This window comes from Corallococcus llansteffanensis (genome assembly GCF_003612055.1).
GTDB classification, from domain to species: Bacteria; Myxococcota; Myxococcia; order Myxococcales; family Myxococcaceae; genus Corallococcus; species Corallococcus llansteffanensis.
In genome coordinates this window covers 1-16744 of sequence record NZ_RAWB01000173.1, presented here as the reverse complement: position 1 = coordinate 16744, position 16744 = coordinate 1, and the positions used below count along the sequence as shown (strand labels likewise).

18 protein-coding genes and 1 pseudogene are annotated in these 16744 nt (G+C 68.3%); 9 read left to right on the top strand and 10 right to left on the bottom strand.

What is annotated here, in order from left to right; all coding sequences use genetic code 11:
- The coding region (locus tag D7V93_RS18005; protein WP_341870938.1) for an MFS transporter at window positions 1-1291 on the top strand (1291 nt) is incomplete at its 5' end.
- A gap of 5 nt (window positions 1292-1296) precedes the next feature.
- Complete coding sequence (locus D7V93_RS18000; protein WP_120644579.1) at window positions 1297-1785, top strand: GNAT family N-acetyltransferase; 489 nt, start codon at window positions 1297-1299, stop codon at window positions 1783-1785.
- Here the strand turns inward: D7V93_RS18000 and D7V93_RS17995 are convergent.
- Entirely contained in the window at window positions 1709-2572 is an 864-nt protein-coding gene (locus D7V93_RS17995; RefSeq protein ID WP_158623781.1) for an insecticidal delta-endotoxin domain-containing protein, read from the bottom strand. The genes D7V93_RS18000 and D7V93_RS17995 overlap by 77 nt on opposite strands.
- A gap of 23 nt (window positions 2573-2595) precedes the next feature.
- Here D7V93_RS17995 and D7V93_RS47375 point away from each other — a divergent pair, with 23 nt between their 5' ends.
- The 3 genes from D7V93_RS47375 to D7V93_RS17985 all read left to right on the top strand — a co-directional run bounded on the left by D7V93_RS47375 (window position 2596) and on the right by D7V93_RS17985 (window position 5408).
- Window positions 2596-2727, top strand: a complete 132-nt coding sequence (locus D7V93_RS47375) for a hypothetical protein (protein ID WP_279636925.1) — start codon at window positions 2596-2598, stop codon at window positions 2725-2727.
- A gap of 322 nt (window positions 2728-3049) precedes the next feature.
- Window positions 3050-4468, top strand: a complete 1419-nt coding sequence (locus D7V93_RS17990; protein ID WP_147451218.1) for a hypothetical protein — start codon at window positions 3050-3052, stop codon at window positions 4466-4468.
- A 307-nt stretch (window positions 4469-4775) separates the two neighbouring features.
- Window positions 4776-5408, top strand: coding sequence for a glutathione S-transferase family protein (locus D7V93_RS17985; protein ID WP_120644576.1), 633 nt, complete (start codon window positions 4776-4778; stop codon window positions 5406-5408).
- A 112-nt stretch (window positions 5409-5520) separates the two neighbouring features.
- Here the strand turns inward: D7V93_RS17985 and D7V93_RS46680 are convergent, their stop codons facing one another.
- On the bottom strand, window positions 5521-5910 hold the full coding sequence (locus D7V93_RS46680) for a hypothetical protein (RefSeq protein WP_244237359.1): 390 nt from the start codon (window positions 5908-5910) through the stop codon (window positions 5521-5523).
- A 744-nt stretch (window positions 5911-6654) separates the two neighbouring features.
- On the opposite strand from D7V93_RS46680, the gene D7V93_RS17975 reads away from it, so the two are divergent.
- Complete coding sequence (locus D7V93_RS17975) at window positions 6655-7155, top strand: tetratricopeptide repeat protein (RefSeq protein ID WP_158623779.1); 501 nt, start codon at window positions 6655-6657, stop codon at window positions 7153-7155.
- A 234-nt stretch (window positions 7156-7389) separates the two neighbouring features.
- On the top strand, window positions 7390-8148 hold the full coding sequence (locus D7V93_RS17970) for an IQM protein middle domain-containing protein (protein WP_147451217.1): 759 nt from the start codon (window positions 7390-7392) through the stop codon (window positions 8146-8148).
- A gap of 120 nt (window positions 8149-8268) precedes the next feature.
- On the opposite strand, the gene D7V93_RS17965 is transcribed toward D7V93_RS17970, so the two are convergent.
- The 6 genes from D7V93_RS17965 to D7V93_RS17940 all read right to left on the bottom strand — a co-directional run bounded on the left by D7V93_RS17965 (window position 8269) and on the right by D7V93_RS17940 (window position 14847).
- Window positions 8269-8688 (bottom strand): cupin domain-containing protein, encoded by a 420-nt coding sequence (locus D7V93_RS17965; RefSeq protein WP_372338326.1) that lies wholly within the window; start codon window positions 8686-8688, stop codon window positions 8269-8271.
- 262 nt (window positions 8689-8950) lie between these two features.
- Window positions 8951-10318: an amidohydrolase family protein gene (locus D7V93_RS17960; RefSeq protein WP_120644571.1), complete on the bottom strand. Its 1368-nt coding sequence runs from the start codon at window positions 10316-10318 to the stop codon at window positions 8951-8953.
- 50 nt (window positions 10319-10368) lie between these two features.
- Entirely contained in the window at window positions 10369-11601 is a 1233-nt protein-coding gene (locus D7V93_RS17955) for an HlyD family secretion protein (protein WP_120644570.1), read from the bottom strand.
- A gap of 3 nt (window positions 11602-11604) precedes the next feature.
- On the bottom strand, window positions 11605-13233 hold the full coding sequence (locus tag D7V93_RS17950) for a DHA2 family efflux MFS transporter permease subunit (protein ID WP_120644569.1): 1629 nt from the start codon (window positions 13231-13233) through the stop codon (window positions 11605-11607).
- A gap of 5 nt (window positions 13234-13238) precedes the next feature.
- On the bottom strand, window positions 13239-13865 hold the full coding sequence (locus D7V93_RS17945) for a TetR/AcrR family transcriptional regulator (protein WP_120644568.1): 627 nt from the start codon (window positions 13863-13865) through the stop codon (window positions 13239-13241).
- 169 nt (window positions 13866-14034) lie between these two features.
- A complete protein-coding gene (locus D7V93_RS17940; RefSeq protein WP_158623778.1) occupies window positions 14035-14847 on the bottom strand; it encodes a vWA domain-containing protein in 813 nt (270 codons plus the stop codon).
- A gap of 192 nt (window positions 14848-15039) precedes the next feature.
- On the opposite strand from D7V93_RS17940, the pseudogene D7V93_RS47595 reads away from it, so the two are divergent.
- Window positions 15040-15243, top strand: a pseudogene (locus tag D7V93_RS47595) (hypothetical protein); the annotation flags it as partial.
- 52 nt (window positions 15244-15295) lie between these two features.
- A complete protein-coding gene (locus tag D7V93_RS46140) occupies window positions 15296-15412 on the top strand; it encodes an SDR family oxidoreductase (protein WP_208723056.1) in 117 nt (38 codons plus the stop codon).
- 242 nt (window positions 15413-15654) lie between these two features.
- Here the strand turns inward: D7V93_RS46140 and D7V93_RS17925 are convergent, their stop codons facing one another.
- Both D7V93_RS17925 and D7V93_RS17920 read right to left on the bottom strand, forming a co-directional pair.
- A complete protein-coding gene (locus D7V93_RS17925) occupies window positions 15655-15987 on the bottom strand; it encodes a hypothetical protein (protein WP_120644566.1) in 333 nt (110 codons plus the stop codon).
- Window positions 15988-16216: 229 nt separating this feature from the next.
- Window positions 16217-16744 (bottom strand): MFS transporter (locus D7V93_RS17920; protein WP_158623777.1); only part of this gene is annotated, 528 nt, incomplete at its 5' end.

Sequence of the window (16744 nt, the reverse complement as noted above, 5' to 3'; positions counted from 1 at the left end):
GCCCTTGATTGAACCCGAGACGGCCCTTCCGGCCACGGCGCCGGTCGCCGAAGAGCGTTGGTCCTGGCCTCCCCTGTTTGGCCTGCTGGAGGTGCAGTTCGGCGCCGCCGTGGGCTACCTGCAGACGGCGGTGCCGTACTGGCTGGCGAAGGACGGGATGCCGCTGGCGGAGATTGGCGTGCTGTCGGGGACGGCCTTCTCACCGCATGCGTGGAAGCTCTTGTGGGTGCCGCTCATCGACCTGGGGCCGTGGCGCCGGGTCTGGTACGGCGTGAGCACGCTGCTCACCGCGCTGCTCATCCTCGCGTGCGCGCTGTTCCCGGAGCCCGCGCAGCACCTGGGCGTCTTCACGCTGCTCTTGACCGCGTTGCAGGCGGCGGCGACCACGGCGCACGCGGCGCTCAACGGGCTGATGGCCACGACGTCTAAGCCTTCCGACAAGGGACGCACGGGCGGCTGGCAGATGGCGGGCAACGTGGGCGCCACGAGCCTGATGGGCGCGCTGGCCATCTTCCTCGCGAGCCGGTACTCCCGGCCGGTGGCGGGCATCGTGCTGTCCACGCTGGTGCTGGCGAGCGGCGCGGGCATCTTCTGGATCACCGAGCGGCATGATCCGTCCACGGTCCCCACCGGCCCCCTGTTCCAGGCGGCGTGGGCGCGGGTGAAGGGCATCGTGGTGGATCTGGCGAAGACGGCGTTCAGCCGCGACGGCATCATCATGCTGGTGCTGTGTCTGGCGCCGGTGGCCTGCGGGGCGCTCACCAACCTGTTCAGCGCGATGGCGGGCGCATACCAGGTGCCGGAGCACACGGTGGAGCTGGTGAACGGCCTGGGCATGGGCGTCACCGGAGCGCTGGGGTCGCTCCTGGGCGGCTGGCTGTCGGACCGGATGAACCGCAAGCTCGCGTACGCGCTGATGGGCGGGGCCACGGGGCTGTGCGCCTTCGCGATGGCGGCGGCGCCCATGACGACGACCACGTACATCTGGGGCACGCTCGCGTACAGCTTCGCGAACGGCGCGGGCTTCGCGGCCTTCGCGGGCATGGTGCTGGAGATGGTGAGCGAGGGCGCGGCGGTGACGACGAAGTACTCGCTCTTCGTCGCGGCCTCCAACTTCGCCATCAGCTACACCACCGCGCTGGACGGCCACGCGTCGGAGTTCCGGGGCATCGGCACACGGGCGAGCATCGCGGCGGACGGCCTCATCACCTTCGCGGGCATCACCCTCGTGGTGATCATCTTCGCGCTCTTCCTGCGCAAGAAGCCCGCGGCCTCCACCGCCACGGCTTGAGTCCCATGTCCCCTGCCCCCTCCGCCGTCGAGGTCGTCACCTACCGGGAAGCCTTCCGCGAGGACTTCGAGCGGCTCAACCGGCAGTGGATTGAGAAGGACTTCCGCATCGAGGGCTCGGACCTGGACTCGCTGCGGGATCCGCACGGGGTGTTCGTCGCTCTGGGCGGCGAGGTGTTCTTCGCGCTCGTGGACGGACAGGTGCTGGGGACGTGCGCGCTGCGCAGGGCGGACGGCGACACGTACGAGCTGTGCAAGATGGCGGTGGCCCCGGAGGCGCGGGGCCGGGAGCTGGGCGACGCGTTGATGCGCGCAGCGCTGGCCACGGCCCGGGAGCGCGGCGCCCGGCGGATGTACCTGGTGACGAACAGCGCGCTCGCGCCGGCGCTGGGGCTGTACCGCAAGCACGGCTTCGTCATCACGCGCAGCGGCCCGGAGCTGGCGAAGGAGACGGGCTACTCGCGCGCGGACGTGGAGATGGTCGTCGACCTGTGAGGCCCTGAGGCTCTGAAGCAGCGCCGCGCCCCTCGTGGGGTACGCGGCGCCGGGTGCGGATGCAGCCTGGGAAGGTGAAGAAGCAGGCGACTGGCTCGCCCCCGGAGACGAGGACGGAGACGGTGGTGATGGGGTTCGCCGCGACGTCGAAGGTGCCGCCCAGCGGCGGGGGGCTCGAGCCGGCGGTCGCATTGCCCAGACGTGGGGTGGTCGTGGCCCCGTTCGGGCCCGCGCCCTGCGGGTAGGTCGCCTGCTCCGCGAAGATGTTGCTGGCTCCCCACACCGTGAGCTGTGACATCGGTTGGGTGGGCGCCGACGGCAGACCGTTCCAGCCCTGCGCGGTGCCGATCGGATCGGAGTAGATCTCGCTCTTCAGCTGGATGCTCACCGGAGGCGGGTAGGCTGACGGATCGAAGTACGGCCACAGCGTGGCGAAGTCGAGGGCCATCCTCGTCATCTGACGCACGTACGTGTTCGTCCAGAGGAAGAGGGTCTGCCCCATGTCCATCGAGCCGAGGTAGGGCGGAGGGGCAACGGCCGGAATCGGAGGCTTCAGGGGGGAATTCAGGATGCCGGGGTCAAGGGGCGTGAAGCTGTTCTGATACGTCGTGTCCACGTAGGACACGGAGTCCTTGAGGGTCTGCGTCAGGAGCTGCTGCTGCTGCTGGAGGTAGTCCGCGGTCCACCCCCACGAGCTGCCAAAGAGCACGCCATCCCGCAGCAGCGACAGATGCAGGTTCGCGAACTGGGCGAACTGCGGGCAGCAGGAGCACCGCGCAGGTCGCATCCTGGAACTTCGGAGCGCTGGCGATGAACTCGGTGTTGGCCGAGCTCCACGTCGCGCTGATGGCCGAGGGGTCATCGCCGCCGGCCGTGGTCGTGTACTCGGTGATGACCCCCTTCAGCCCCGTGAGCGTGTCGTTGATCTGCCCCGTCTCGTAATCAGAAAGGTCTTGAGCCACGAGGGCTTCGACCTGCGCCTTGATGTCATCCCAGACGTTGCGTGCCTCCACGTGTGCTGGACTGCCGGGGCATCAGCAATCCCTGCGCCAGCGCTCCCTCCCCAGGTGTCGAGAGGGAGCGCTCCGTGGAGGCGCCGCGCCTGACGCCACTTCCGCCGCGGGGAGTGTCGACCGACGCGTCGACCAGGGCAGGATCTCGACGAGGTCTTCGGGTGCCGGGGCGCGGCCCATCATCGCCCTCGGGAAAGGTGTCAGAGGGTTCGAGTATCAATGCGTAGCAACCCGATGAAAGGAGAGAATCCATGGCACCTCCCGTTCTCACTGACGACAAGTCGCAGGCGCCCACGGTGATACAGGCCGGGTGGGATTGGTCTGAGGCCAACCCACCGTGGGCTTACGCATCCACGAGCGCGTGGGAATCCAAGCTCCCCGCAGGCGTGCCGGTGGTGCCTCTGAGCACCGTGGCGGGTGACTTCTACACGAAGCTGCAAGCCACGGTAAACGCGGCCCCCGGACGGGTCATCGTGCGGCTACCGGCGGGCGTATTCACCCTCAATCAGTTCCGCGCGGTCGGCTCCAGCGGCAACCCCACGTATGCGTTCGGGTTCTTCTTCCCGAAACTCGCGGGGTTCGTCGGGGCTGGGCCAGACAAGTCGATCATCGAGATGGCGGCAGGGTCGGTGAGTCAGGCGCAACTGTCGCATATGTCCACCATGACCCAAGCGTCCTTCATCCAGTTGCTGATGGGCATGTGCCGACTCGACACCCAGTATTCGAGCGCACCGGCACCGATCTATCTGGGTGGCGTCGGCTTCGAGGCCGCGCCACAGCCGCTCCTCACGTCGATCAGCAGCGACATCACGAACGGCGTGTACGTTCCACAGTCGGCACCGCATCTGGGCGTGGCGATCTACTCGGATTCGAGTCGTCGTCACCCCGACTCCATCGTGACGCACTGCCGGTTCCGTGGTGCGGGCAAGGCGATGACCAGTCAGCCTCCGTTTGAGCTGAGCAACATCACCAGCCAGCGCAACCACGTCACCTACGAGCACACGGAGTTCGACGGGCGCATGAGTCCCCGCTACGACGCGACACGCCCCCGCAAGTGCGGGCCGTTCATGGCGAACGGCGGGGTCACCCAGCACGTCACCGACTGCTGGATGCATCACTCCAACGTGTCCCGGTACGCCGCGAACGACGAATCGGTCGCGTCCGCCACGGCCCTGTCGAACCACTACCGGATCGAGCGGTTGAAGATCGAGCAGATCACCAACAACCAGAACCGGCAGCCCCCGATCAACGGTGGCAACTCCCTGGGCGGGTACACGAACGCATCGTGCATCGGGTTCGAGTCATCGAACGCGCTGATCGAGATCATCGACTGCATCGCGTCCGTGGACAACAACCTCATCGCGGGGCAGGTTCCCTGTCACATCCAGTTGACCAACACGGGCGCTGCCCGTGCCGGTGGGCGGCTGTACGTGCGCGGCGGTGAGTTCCGTCACACGGCGTTCCCGCAGTTGAATGGGTTCGTGACGTTCCGCATCCAGCCCTCCTCGAACTGGTGGACGGACGGTTTCAACACGACCCTCGACGTGCGCGACGCCAATGGCAACCGGCTGCTCCCGTATCAGGTGACGGGGACATGGCCCCCCACGGCCGCGGCGCTGGCCTCGGCAGGGGTCACCCTGGCAACCCACTACCTGATCCGAAGCACTTAGGAGGCGCCAACCTGGAGCTGTCGCAGTCCCATCGACACAGAAGACCCCCGCGCTACGGTTCGACCGTAGGGACTGCTCCTGGTGAGCATGGCGGGGGTCTTCTCCTTTTCGCCGTGCTCCAGGCGCCGGACCGCGGCCATTTCGGGTCCCCCAAGCAGGGGCGAGGCCGAAGCCGGAGGAGCCGAGGAGTGCCGCGGACGGGGGCCGCCGGAGCCGTGAGCCAAGCGGGTGGAGAAGCCGCTTGATCCCCTGACCACCATCCCTGAGAAGATGCCGCACCTCGTGACCCCGTTCGCACGGAGACCGCATGTACACGCTCTACTATTCGCCGGGTGCCGCCAGCATGCTGGTGCACTGGGTGCTGCTCGAGCTCGGCCAGCCGCACTCCCTGGAACGCGTCGACACCGGCGCCGGACAGCAGAAGCGCCCCGAGTACCTGGCGCTCAACCCGAATGGCGTCGTGCCGACCCTGCTGATTGACGGAACGCCGCACTTCGAGGCCGCGGCCCTGGTGGCGTACCTCGCGGACCGCCATCCGGAGGCGAGCCTGGCTCCCGCGCCGGGAAGCGCGGCGCGCATGGCCTACTACCAGTGGATGTTCCACCTGGCGAACATGGTGCAGCCGCTGTTCCGGCAGTGGTGGTACCCCCACGAGCCCGCGGGGGAGGCCCATACCGAAGCCGTGCGCTCCACCGTCGCGGGCCGCATCGAGCGCGCGTGGCAGGTGCTGGATGCGCACCTCGCCGCGAACGGCCCCTTCCTGCTGGGGAAGACGCTCAGCGTCGCGGACTTCTACCTCGTCATGCTGATGCGCTGGTCCCGCGCCATGCCGAAGCCCGCCACGGCGTGGCCGCACCTGGCCGCGGTCGCCACCCAATTGAAGGCGCGGCCTTCGTTCGCGACCTTGTACCAGCGCGAAGGGCTGACGGAGTGGGCCTGAAACGCCTCGGCGGCATCCCAGGCGTTCTCCGTGAGCAATCCAGATGCCTGATTGGGACCGGCTGGCGAGACCGGCTGCAGCCGCGCCGCAGCCCGGGGCACCGTGAAGGGCGTCAGCGGCCCGGGCGGATCCATCTGACGGCGAGCCAGGTGGCCCCCACTCCCAGCGGAATGAAGAGCAGCGATAACAGCGCCGCGGTCTCCAGCGCCCTGGCGACCGACTCGCCAAGAAAGACACTCAAGAAGATGATGCCCGTGAGGACGTAGATGAGGACCATCGCGAGCTGTGCCCGCCACAGCGCGCCGGGATGGTACGCGCCGGTGAGCACGGCCGCGGCTCCTACCAGTGCACCCGCGGGCACCGCGCACGCTGCGACCATGGGGAGCAAGAAGGTCACCGCGTCGAGGCGCTGGAATTGGAACAACGCGAAGAGCGGCCCTGCGATGGCCGTATACAGAATCCCGAGTGCCGCGCCCTTGGCTGTCCCCAACCCGATGAACATGCATCCTCCCGTGTGAGCGGAAGGATGGACATGGATGCGTCCGCCGTGAGGCTCGCGACGCTGAACGGCTCGTTCCCGCGGGTGAGCGGTCGTCCGCCGGCGCACGCCGGGACAACTCCACCGCGTCCGTCCCCCGGGGCAACTCCACCCACAGGACGAAGCCGCCCGGGGGCGCGGCGACGTGACGCCGGAGCCCCTTCGCGGCCCCACGACGTAGGTGCCGGACTGCGGCCGGGTGGCGACGAGCCCGCGGTCCTCGAGGAGTTCATGGGCCCGCACGGCGGTGTTGAGCCCCACGCCCTTGAGGCGGCTCAGCTCTCGCACCGAGTGGATGCGCGCTCAAGGTCTGGATGCAGCTCCAGGTTTACGGCAGCCGCAAGCTCAAGGCCGTCATCGCGGACAACCTCCAGCTCATGCAGAAGCTCGGGGCCGAGGTGGACGAGCTGAGCACCCTGGGCGAGGAAATGGGGGGCCTCGTACCCAGCAAGCGCTTCATGAAGAGGGGCGTGGGTCGCCGGTCCGCGCGGCTCCGGCCCAGGGGCCCTGCACCGGGTGGGGGCCTCCGGCTACGATTCGGGCGCCATGTCTCCTCAATGGACCCGTCTCACGCTGTCGTGCGCCTTGCTCCTTGCCGGCTGCGCGCGCAGTCCCCCGGTCCTGGCCTGTCCCAGGGACGACTACGCAGCGCTGTGCGCCGGGTCGCTCGCGGAAGGGAAACTGCAACAAGCGGAGCTCCATTGCGCCATGGCGCTGGAGTTCTCGCCGGAGCGCGCGGACGACGCGTGGGCCAACTGGGGCCTCGTCGCGCTCCGGCGGGAGGACACCGCGAAGGCGAAGCAGCGCCTCCTGCGTGCGCTGCGGTACAATCCGGACCACCTCGAGGCGCAGCGGAACCTGGCAATGGCCTACCTGGAGGAGGGCGCCTACGCGCAGGCGCTGGAGAGCTTCAAGCGGGCCCTGCGGGTGTCTCCGGACGATATCCATGCGCGCTACCACCTGGGATTGACCCTCTTGAAGCTGGGCAAGGCGGCGGAGGCCCGGAAGGAATTCGATGGGGTGCTCTCCCAGGCCACGCAGCTCACTCCGGAGGTGTGTGACGCCTGGCGGGACCAGGGCACGGTGCTGCTGGAGCTGCGCCGCTTCAGCGAGGCGGAAGCGGCCTTTGGCAACTGCGTGCGTCTGCAGGAGACGGACATCGGCTGCCGCGACGGCCTGGAGAAGGCCCGGAGCGCGGCAGCTCCGTGAGCGTCGCGGGTCCCCGGGCCGGCCGTCGAGCGGCTGGCGGCGCTCGACCTGACCGACAGGGTTTCATTGTCACCCTGAGCCACCGGACCGTATGGATTGGGTGCTGATCTTCCAATACCTTCATTGTTTTATGGGCTCCTTGCAATACCTGGGTCGCTGCCTCAGGCTGGAACTCCACGAACGCCCGATATCCTGTTTTCGAAGGGATGCTGCACCAGGGAGCCTTCCATGCCCATGCGTCTCAACGTCGCTGCGCGGAACCTGTATGACCTGGCCATTCCTGGCGGGGCCAGCCGTGACTTCCCCTCGTTCACGGTGGATCAAGCCCTCTCACGGGCGGACCAGATGGGGGTCTTTCGAGACAACGTCCGTTACTACGATGCCGGTCGGCAAGCCCATGCCGAGGTGGAAATCGTGGGGGGAAAGCTCGTCCGCGCCAGGGATCGCCACTTCTGGAGCAGCACCCGGGAGCTCCTCAATTACAACGGGCTCTTCGCGGTTGGAATGGACGGCAAGGTCGTTGTCACGCGGGACGAAGGGGCGAGGGGCGTGGGCGCGGCCACGAGGAAGAAGCACAGCAGCATGCTGGCGGGAGCCCAGGCGCTGGCTGTCGGTTGTTTCTCGACGAGCCCCCAGGGTTACCTGACCTCACTCGACAACAACTCCGGGCATTACATGCCCAGTGCTCAATCCCTGAACTGGTTCCTCGCGGCGTTGATCCAGCAAGGTCTCAACCCGGTGAACCTCCCTGGGGTCCGCTACGTGTATTCGACCCAGTTTGGTCCGCAGAGCGTGGTGGTCGACCTTATCCAGTGGAATGCGCTTCAAACAGCGATGAGGACCCATCAGCAGCCTCAGGTGGTTACACCCGATGGGGTATTGAGGTTCGACTTGGTCGCCGCGCGCGCAGTCGCCCCTCAAGGCGCGGCGCCCAAGCCGGCCAAGTGGGATGCCTGCCTTTTCGGATGTGGCATTGACATGCAGGGGGAGTGACCGCGCCTGCTCAGGTTCACGCTTGGCGCGGTCGGCGCTCCGCCTCGGGCACTGCGCGTCACCGGCCCGCCTGCTCGGAGGCGGTGATCTCGAGAGACGACCGTACAGCGCCTCGGCGGTTCAGGGCTGCTTCTGCATCCCCGCGCCACCCGTGGCGGTATTGCGCGGATCATCCTCCGGGTTGACGTAGGTGATACCCCATGGCCCCACCGCATGGATCTGAACCTCCGTCGGCTGGCGGGTGAACGCGAAGTGGCGAAGAGTGGCCGGCATCACGGCGAAGCTGCCTGGGGGGAGTGCCTGGGCTTTGGACGCGTCGAACTTCTCGCCCATCCCCATGAGGAGCTCACCGGAGAGGACGGTGACGTGCTCGTCCGCCGGGTGGAAGTGCGGCGGGATGCGGTAGCCAGCCGGGAACCTGAACCGGAAGGTGAACAGCTTCCCCGCGGCCGCGGGGTCACCCTCGATGACCGCCATCTGCGCCCCTGGCGGGAGTGCGGCCGCCGGTGGCCCCCAGCGCACATCATCCGGCCTCACCATGAGGTGCTGGGATGCCGCGCGGGCGCCAGGCGAGGCTGCGTGGGCCAGGGTGGTGCCTCCCACTCCCAGCAGTGCGGCTGCCGCAAGGACCGGTTTCATTCTTCGTAACTGGGTCGGACTGCTCATCGCACACCTCCCAGGGTTGGATGGTGACGGGGAGGGCCCCATGGCACGCGGCCGGCGCGAGAGCGCTCGGTGCGCAGGAGCCACCCCTGACCGAAGTCCCATCGCGAAGTGATGCCGGCATTGTCTCCAGGGCCGCTCATCGTGTCGATCCATCCACCCGCCCCTTCTGGGCCCGGGAGTCCAGGACCACCTGTCCATCCTTCATCACGAACCGCACCTGCTTCAGCGCGCGGACGTCCTTCAGCGGGTCGCCCTCCACCGCGAGCAGGTCCGCGAGCTTGTTCGGCTCGAGCGAGCCAATCTGGTCCTGCATGCGCAGCAACTCCGCCGCGTTCACTGTCGCAGCGCGCAGGATGTCCACGGGCTTGAGGCCCGCCTCGGCATAGGCGATGAACCCCTTCACGCTGGCCTGCCCTCGCGTCAGCCCTGGCAGCACGATGTACATGTCCGAGCCGGCGGCGACCCGAACGCCAGCGCCCACCGCGCGGCGGAGGCGGTCATGGGCCTGGGTGATGTTCCTCCTGCAGCGCTCCTTCATCTGGCGCTGGCGTTCCGCGTTGCCCGCCTTGGCATCGAAGGAGTCGCACACATCCAACCAGCTGTCGGTGGGCACCAGGAAGATGCGCTTGCGGACCATGAGCGCCACCACGTCATCGGGGAGGGAGTAGCCGTGCTCGATGGAGTCGACGCCTGCCTGGACCGCGGTGCGAATGCTCTCATCGAGGGTGGTGTGCGCCGCCACCGGCCGCTTCCTGCGGTGAGCCTCCTCGGTAATGACCTTCAGCTCCTCCAACGAGAGGAGGTTGTGCCCGTTGTCGACGATGACCTTGATGCAGTCCGCACCGTCGGAAATGGCCTGCCGCACGGCGCGCCGGGCCTCTTCCACGCCGGAGATGGTGACGTACTCCTGCTCGATGAGGGGCTGAGCCGGGGGTTGAAGCGTGGGGAGCTGCCCGCCATGAGGAGCGAGCGCGCGGGTGCAGGCGGAGATGCGCGGGCCCTGCACCCAACCGCGCTGGATGGCGTTGCGCAGCGCCACGTCCCCGTTGAGCCCGGAGTTGCCAACGTCGCGCACCGTTGTGACACCCGCCTCGAGCATCTCACGGCCCAGCTTCGCTCCCAGGAGCGCGCGTTCGGCGGTGCTGCTCTGGGCGATGGTGGTGAGCATGCCGTCGCCTCCGAGCTCCGGGTCGACATCCAGCAGCAGGTGCGAGTGAGCGTCAATCAGCCCAGGAAGCAGGGTGACGTCGCCCAGGTCCAGGACCCGTGTCCCCGAGGGGATGGAGAGGCCAGAGCCCACGGCCTGGATTCTCGAGCCTTCGATGAGCACGACCGCATCCGGCAGGACCCTGTCACTCTTCCCATCGAAGAGCCTCGCGGCACGCAGGGCGATGCGTGTGGGCTTCTCAGCGGAGGGCTCCTGGCCCCATGACGGAAGGGGAAGGATCCACAGGAGGATCGTGCCAATGACAGTCGTCAACAGCCGTCGGGAACAGTAGGGCAAGGCGTGGCTCCTGGATGCGCTGTGCTCAGCCACTGCATGCGCCGGGCGGACTACCTCGTGTGGACCGTGACGTCGGCGGACAAGCCGGCGCGCAGGGCCAGCCCCTGGGGCGGGTGCACCCAGGTGATGCGCACGGGCACGCGCTGCACCACCTTCACGAAGTTGCCGGACGCGTTGTCGGGAGGCAGCAGCGAGAAGCGCGCGCCGGTGCCGCCGGACAGGCTCTCCACCGTGCCCTCCAGCTTCTCCCCGGAGAAGGCATCCAGCTCCACCTCCACGCGCTGGCCGGGCTGCATGTGGCCCACCTGCGTCTCCTTGAAGTTGGCCACCACGTAGGTGGTGAGCGGCACCAGCTCCGCGACCGCCTGGCCCGGGGTGAGGAGCTGCCCTGCGTGCACGGACAGCTTGGACACCTGCCCGTCCGCCGGGGCGACGATGCGCGTGTCCTCCAGTTGGAGCTTCGCCTGGTCGAGCGCGGCCTCCGCGCCCTTCACCCGGGCGTGCGCCAGCGACGCGTTGGCCTGGGCGGCGGCGATCTTCTCGTCGATGGGGGCGCTCACATCCAACTGACCGCGCGCCTCCGCGACCTTGCTCTCCGCGGTGCGCCGGCCCTCTTCCGCGAGGGTCAGCTGCGCGCGGGCACCCTCCAGCGCGGCCTGCGCGGAGTCATGGGCCGTCTGCGCGTCGTCGAGCGCGCTCTGCGCCACGACGTTCTGCGCGCGCAGGCTCTTCGCGCGCTCCAGGTCCAGCGTCGCCTTGCGCGCCTGGGCTTCGGCGCGGGAGACGGCCGCGCGGGCGGAGGCCACCTGCGCCTGGGCGCTGCCCACCGCGGAGGTGCTGGTGGTGACGAGCGCCTTCGCGCTGGACAGGCCACCCTTCGCCCCGGCCGCCGCCACGGTCGCCTGCGCATCCGCCGCCGCTGCCTGGGCGCGCGCGGACTCCAGCTCCGCCTCGGCCTGCTTCACGCGGGCCTCATAGGGGCGCGGATCAATCTGCAGGAGCACGTCGCCCTGGTGCACGGTGGCGTTGTCGCCCACGAGCACCTTGACCACGGGGCCGGACACGCGGGCGGACAGGGGCACCACGTCCGCCTCCACCTGCGCGTCGTCGGTGGTCTCCTGCCCGGCGGTGAGCAGCTTGAAGCCGCCCAGGGCCAGCAGGATCGCGGCGACCACGGCACCGAGGATGAAGTAGCCCCGCTTGCCACGCTTCGCCTGCGCGGTGGCGGCGGCCGTGGGGGCCGCTTCGGGAACGAGTTGGGGAGCCGTTGTTGTCGTTGCCATGGGCTAGATCTCCACGTCGATGTGGGGCTTCTCGTGGGAGCCCCCGCCGCCCGGGGCGGCCTTGAGGAAGTAGATGAGCGGCAGCACCACCACGAACATCAGCGCCGCGAGGACGAACAGCTTGTCGAAGGCGAGCACCATGGCCTGGCGGGACACGTTGCCGGCCATCATCTGGAGGCTCGCCATCTGCGCGCCGGCGGAGTCCAGGCCGCGCTGCATGAGTCCCTTCTGGGTCGCGGCCATGCGGCTCGCGACCTCCAGCCGCTCCGGGTTCAGGTGCGCCGCGAGGGAGGCCTTGGCCTGCACCGAGTAGCGCGACAGGAGCGTGGTGAAGATGGCCAGGCCCATGGAGCCGCCAATCTGGCGCAAGAGGGAGTTGAGGCCGGTGGCGTCCGCCATCCGCTCGCGCGGGATGTTGGCGAGCGCCGTCGCGCTGAGCGGCACGAACATCAGGCTGAAGCCCACGCCCTGCAGCGCGATGGCGGCGATGATGTTCCCGGAGCCCGTGGCGAGCGAGAAGTGGCTCATCTCGAACGCGCCGAAGCCCGCGAACACGATGCCAATGCCCACCAGCACCCGCGCCGGCACCTTGCCGTACAGCCGCCCGACGATGGGCATCATCAACATCATCACCAGCGTGCGGGGCATCAGCGACATGCCCGACTGGGTCGCGGTGAAGCCCAACAGCTCCTGCATGAAGACCGGCAGGAGGAACATGCTGGCCATGAGGACCGCGAACACAAGCGCGCCGAGCATCGTGCCCGACGCGAACACCGGGTCCTTGAACAGGCGCAGGTTCACCGCGGGCGCCACCGCCGTCAGCTCGCGGATGACGAACGCGATGAGGCACGTGGCCGCGAACAGCGCGCAGGCGATGATGACGGGGGACTCGAACCAGTCATCCGCCTGCCCCTCCTCCAGGAAGTACTGGAGCGTGGCGAGGCCCATGCACAGCAGCGTGATGCCGGACCAGTCCATGTGCTTGCGCTGGCGTTCGGCCTCCACGCGCGCGGTGGTCCGCAGCTGCTCGTCCTCCTGGACGAAGCGGGCCACCATGAAGAAGCCCAGGATGCCCACCGGCACGTTGATGAAGAAGATCCAGGACCAGTGCCAGTTGTCGACGATGTAGCCACCCAGCGTGGGGCCGATGGCGGGGCCCACCATCACGGCCATGCCGAAGATGGCCATCGCCGTGCCCTGCTCCTTGGGGGGGAACGTCTGGCGGAGGATGGCCTGCTCGGTGGGTTGGAGCGCGCCCGCGCCCAGGCCCTGCAGGAAGCGGAAGAGCACCAGGGTGGGCAGGTTCCACGCGAAGCCGCAGAGGAACGAGCCCGCGACGAAGAGCACCAGGCACGCCAGGTACACGCGCTTCTGGCCGAACAGGCGCCCCAGGAAACCCGTGAGCGGCATCACCATCACCGTGGCGATGACGAAGCCCGTGGTGGCCCAGGTGATCTCCTGCACTGTCGCGCCCACGGCGCCGCGGATCTGCGGCAGCGCCACGTTGACGATGGACGAGTCGATGGCGCCCATCAGGGTACCGAACGTCACCGACAGCGTGACGAGCCACTTGTTCGTCGGGGCCCTGCGAACCGCTGGCAGGGCTCCGGTTGTCGCGACGGATGTCGCCATGACGCCTAGACCTCGATTCCCTTCAGGAAGACGCGCAGGATCTCCTCCGCCCACGCCGAGGCCGGAGGGTTCGCGTGTTCGTCCGCGCGCAGGCGGTCCAACGCGCCGCGCACCATGCCCATCAGCAAGGCCGGGTAGAAAGCCCGGCCTTCCGGGCGGACCTCCCCGGCCCGGATGCCCCGGTCGAGGATGGCGTCCAGGCGCCGGTTCAGCTCCGCGAGGATGCGGCTCTTGTTCTGGCTCCGGGCCGCGTCGTCGGGGAGCTGCATCAGCACGCGCATGAACGCGTCGCGCTCGGCCACGTGCGCGAACACCGCCGTCAGGAAGGCCCGCAGCTGCACGCGGGCGGGCTGGCCCTCCACCGGCGCCAGGGCAGCGTCCAGCCGCTCGAGCAGCAGGTGCCGGCGCTTCTCCCGCAGCGCCTCCAGCAGCGCCGCCCGGTCGGTGAAGTGGTTGTAGAGCGTCCCCACCGACACGCCTGCCTGCTCGGCGATGGACTCCATCTTCGCGGCGTGCAGGCCCTCGCGAGCGAACACCGCCGCGGCCGCCGACAGGATGGCGTCGGCGGTGGCTTCCTTCAGCCGGGAGCGCAGCCTCTTGACGGGCGCCTCAGATTTTGAATCTCGATTCATTTCCTGAAGAGAGATTTAACCTTCTCTGGTCCGGAGTCAAATCGAGTGGGGCTGTCAGAGGGAGGCGGCCGGGCGGGCACAGGCCTGGGAGGTGCCTGTCCCTTCGAAACGCGACAGCGGCTCCAGAGCCAGGGCTCCAGAGCCGCCGTCCTTGGGTGAGTTCAGCCGGCTACCACTTGGGTTCGGGTGCGGGGCACTGGCTGCCCGCGCAGGGGAACTGCGAGTTGCCGTCCTGCATGATGTAGTAGTTCCCGCCCGACAGGGACGCGAGCAACCGGAACAGGCGGCCCTCGCACTGCACGGTGTCGGTGCACGTGGCGAGCGACACGGGGCCCGGCAGGGGGCGCTGCTCGCTGGCCCAGATGCTGAACGTCACGTCGCTGTTGGCCGGAGCCGTCGCGTTGAGCTCCAGCGGGGTGGAGGACACGAAGTAGTCCGTGTTCACGACCACGTTGAAGTTGACGTCCATGGCTTCGACCACCTTGTACTGCCAGGATCCCGGGACGTCCGGATCCCCGGAAGGGCCCGCGCAGGGACCGATGCTGCTGTTCTCGTAGCCATCGGTGGCGACGTGCAGGTAGGCGCGGCCGACATTGAGATCCTGGAGGTGCTTGCCCGCGGAACACATGGCATCCGCCAGGTTGGTGGACCCGCCATTGCAATTGTTGGGGCCAATCGCGTCCACGATGGCATGCGCCTGCTGGCGATTGACCTTCGGGATGAACCCGCCCGGATAGGCTGTCACGGAGGCACCGTCGAACTGCCAGATGGACAGGTGCGTGCCGCGATTCGTGTCGTAGAACGCATTGACGCGATCATGCGCCTGGACGATCGAGTCATAGCAGCGCGTATGCCCCGTCACCCGATTCACCTGCATGGACCCCGTGCGGTCCAGGAGCAGGATGCCATAGCGGTCCACGGCAAGCGCGGTCAGGGGAGACGCCATCAGCGCCACCGCCACGAGTCCGGAAAGACTCTTCATTGAAAGCATTTGCATTCCTCGCTGTCACTTCAGGGGAGTACCCCCGCGGGCTGGGACCAAGAGCAAGGGGACCAGGGGCCAGTGCATGCTTTCACAATCTCATCCCAGCAAAACATGATAGAGCTAACTATGCCATATTCCCGTTGAGCAGCAAACATAGCGGTTTCCCGAGGGTCTGCCCCTGGCCAGCGCATGCCATGGATTGAGCAAGGATTCCGGAGCAAGCAACGGAGTGTCGGGAGAGGGCGGGTCGGGCAAACCGTCCGGACACCTTCCCCACGACAAGGGACACACTCCATGGAGCAGCTCCGCGACAAAGTGGTCATCATCACCGGCGCCACCTCGGGAATCGGTCTCGCCGCCGCCCGACTCTTCGTTCCGGAGGGGGCGGCGGTCGTCCTCTCGGCGCGGCGGCGTGCCCCGCTAGACACGCTCACGGCGGAGCTCACTGGCGCGCCCGGAGGAGATCGCGCGGGCGGCGCTCTTCCTGGCGTCGGACGCGTCGAGCTTCGTGACGGGAACCACGTTGCTCGCCGACGGCGGCGTCTCCATCACGCGGACCTGAACGCCGCGCGCCCGCCCCTCCAGGTCCATGGAGGGGCGGGCGTGGAGGAGGCGTCACCCGTGCCGCCCAGAAGTCCGGCGCCAGTCCCCTCACCGGGCATCAATCCGCGCTGACCTTCGCGGCCTGCCACCGCGTGTTCCTGGGGCAGCCCCAGGTAGCGCTCGGCAGGACCAGGGCGAGTGGCTGTGGCGCAGCCTCACGTACGGACGCCGACAGCCCATGTTCCGGGAAGAACATCGCGCTCAGCAGAGCCTTCTGACCAACGAAAGGCAGTAGCTCACGGCCTGCGAGAAGGTGCGCTGACCGTTGTTGACACATTGAAAGGTGCCGGTGGTGGGCGACGTACACCATTGGAGGTCGACGTGGCAGTTGGCCCCAGTGGCGGTGACGCGCCCCGTCTCGTCCTCCTGGATGACAGGAGCGATGTCTTCGCCAGCCACGTCCCCGAGCGTCGCGAGCTTTCCGTCGGGCAGGGTGGCGACCTCCTCCTGTCCCTCCAGCTCAGGCGATTCCCCGACGCCTCCACAACCCACGAGCGCAGCGACGACCATCGACAGCAAGACATACTTTTTCACGAGGTGCTCTCCAGTGTTTGTCCGGCGCGTGTTTGTGTCTCAGTGGAGCCGCGGGTCTGCCCTTCGTAGGGAGAACCGCGCCTCCACTAAGGAGAGGCGCCAAGCCGAGAGCCGTCCCAGGAAAGAATTTCGAGGGATTTCCGTGCCGGGGTACCCCTCCCGCCTCCTTCACGTACGCCAGCCCCCGCCGCCTGCCTCTACGTTCAGTGGAAGCCGGAGTCGCCCGCGGTCACAGCGCCACCGCGGCAGCGCCGTCCGCAGCCGCGGTCGCGCCCAGGGTACGCACGGCCACCGCGAGCGCGAGCAGCAGCAGCACACTCGCGCAGAAGAAGGCGACGCCCGGCAGATAGAGCGCGGCGCCCGGCGCGGTGAAGTGTGCGAACAACGTCGTCGCACACAGCGGCCCCACGATGGCGGCAAGCCCTCCGAGGCTGGTGATGGCCCCCTGCACCGCGCCCTGCTCCTCCGCCGGCACGCGCGCGGAGATGAGCGACTGGGCGACCGGCGTGGCGAGGCTGCCCATCACTCCGAGCACCATGCTGGCAAAGAGCATCCAGGGCTGCGCGGAGAGTCCGTGGAGCACGTTGGCGAGCGCGGCCACCCCCAGGGCCGAGTAGAGCGTGCGCCGCTCTCCGAGCCGCCGCACCAGGGGCGCGAGCACCAGCGCCTGCGCCAGCACGTTGAGCACCCCGCTGAATGCCATGGCCAGCCCGTTACCCCGCGCGGACCAGCCGTAGCGCTCGGTGCCGTACAGCAC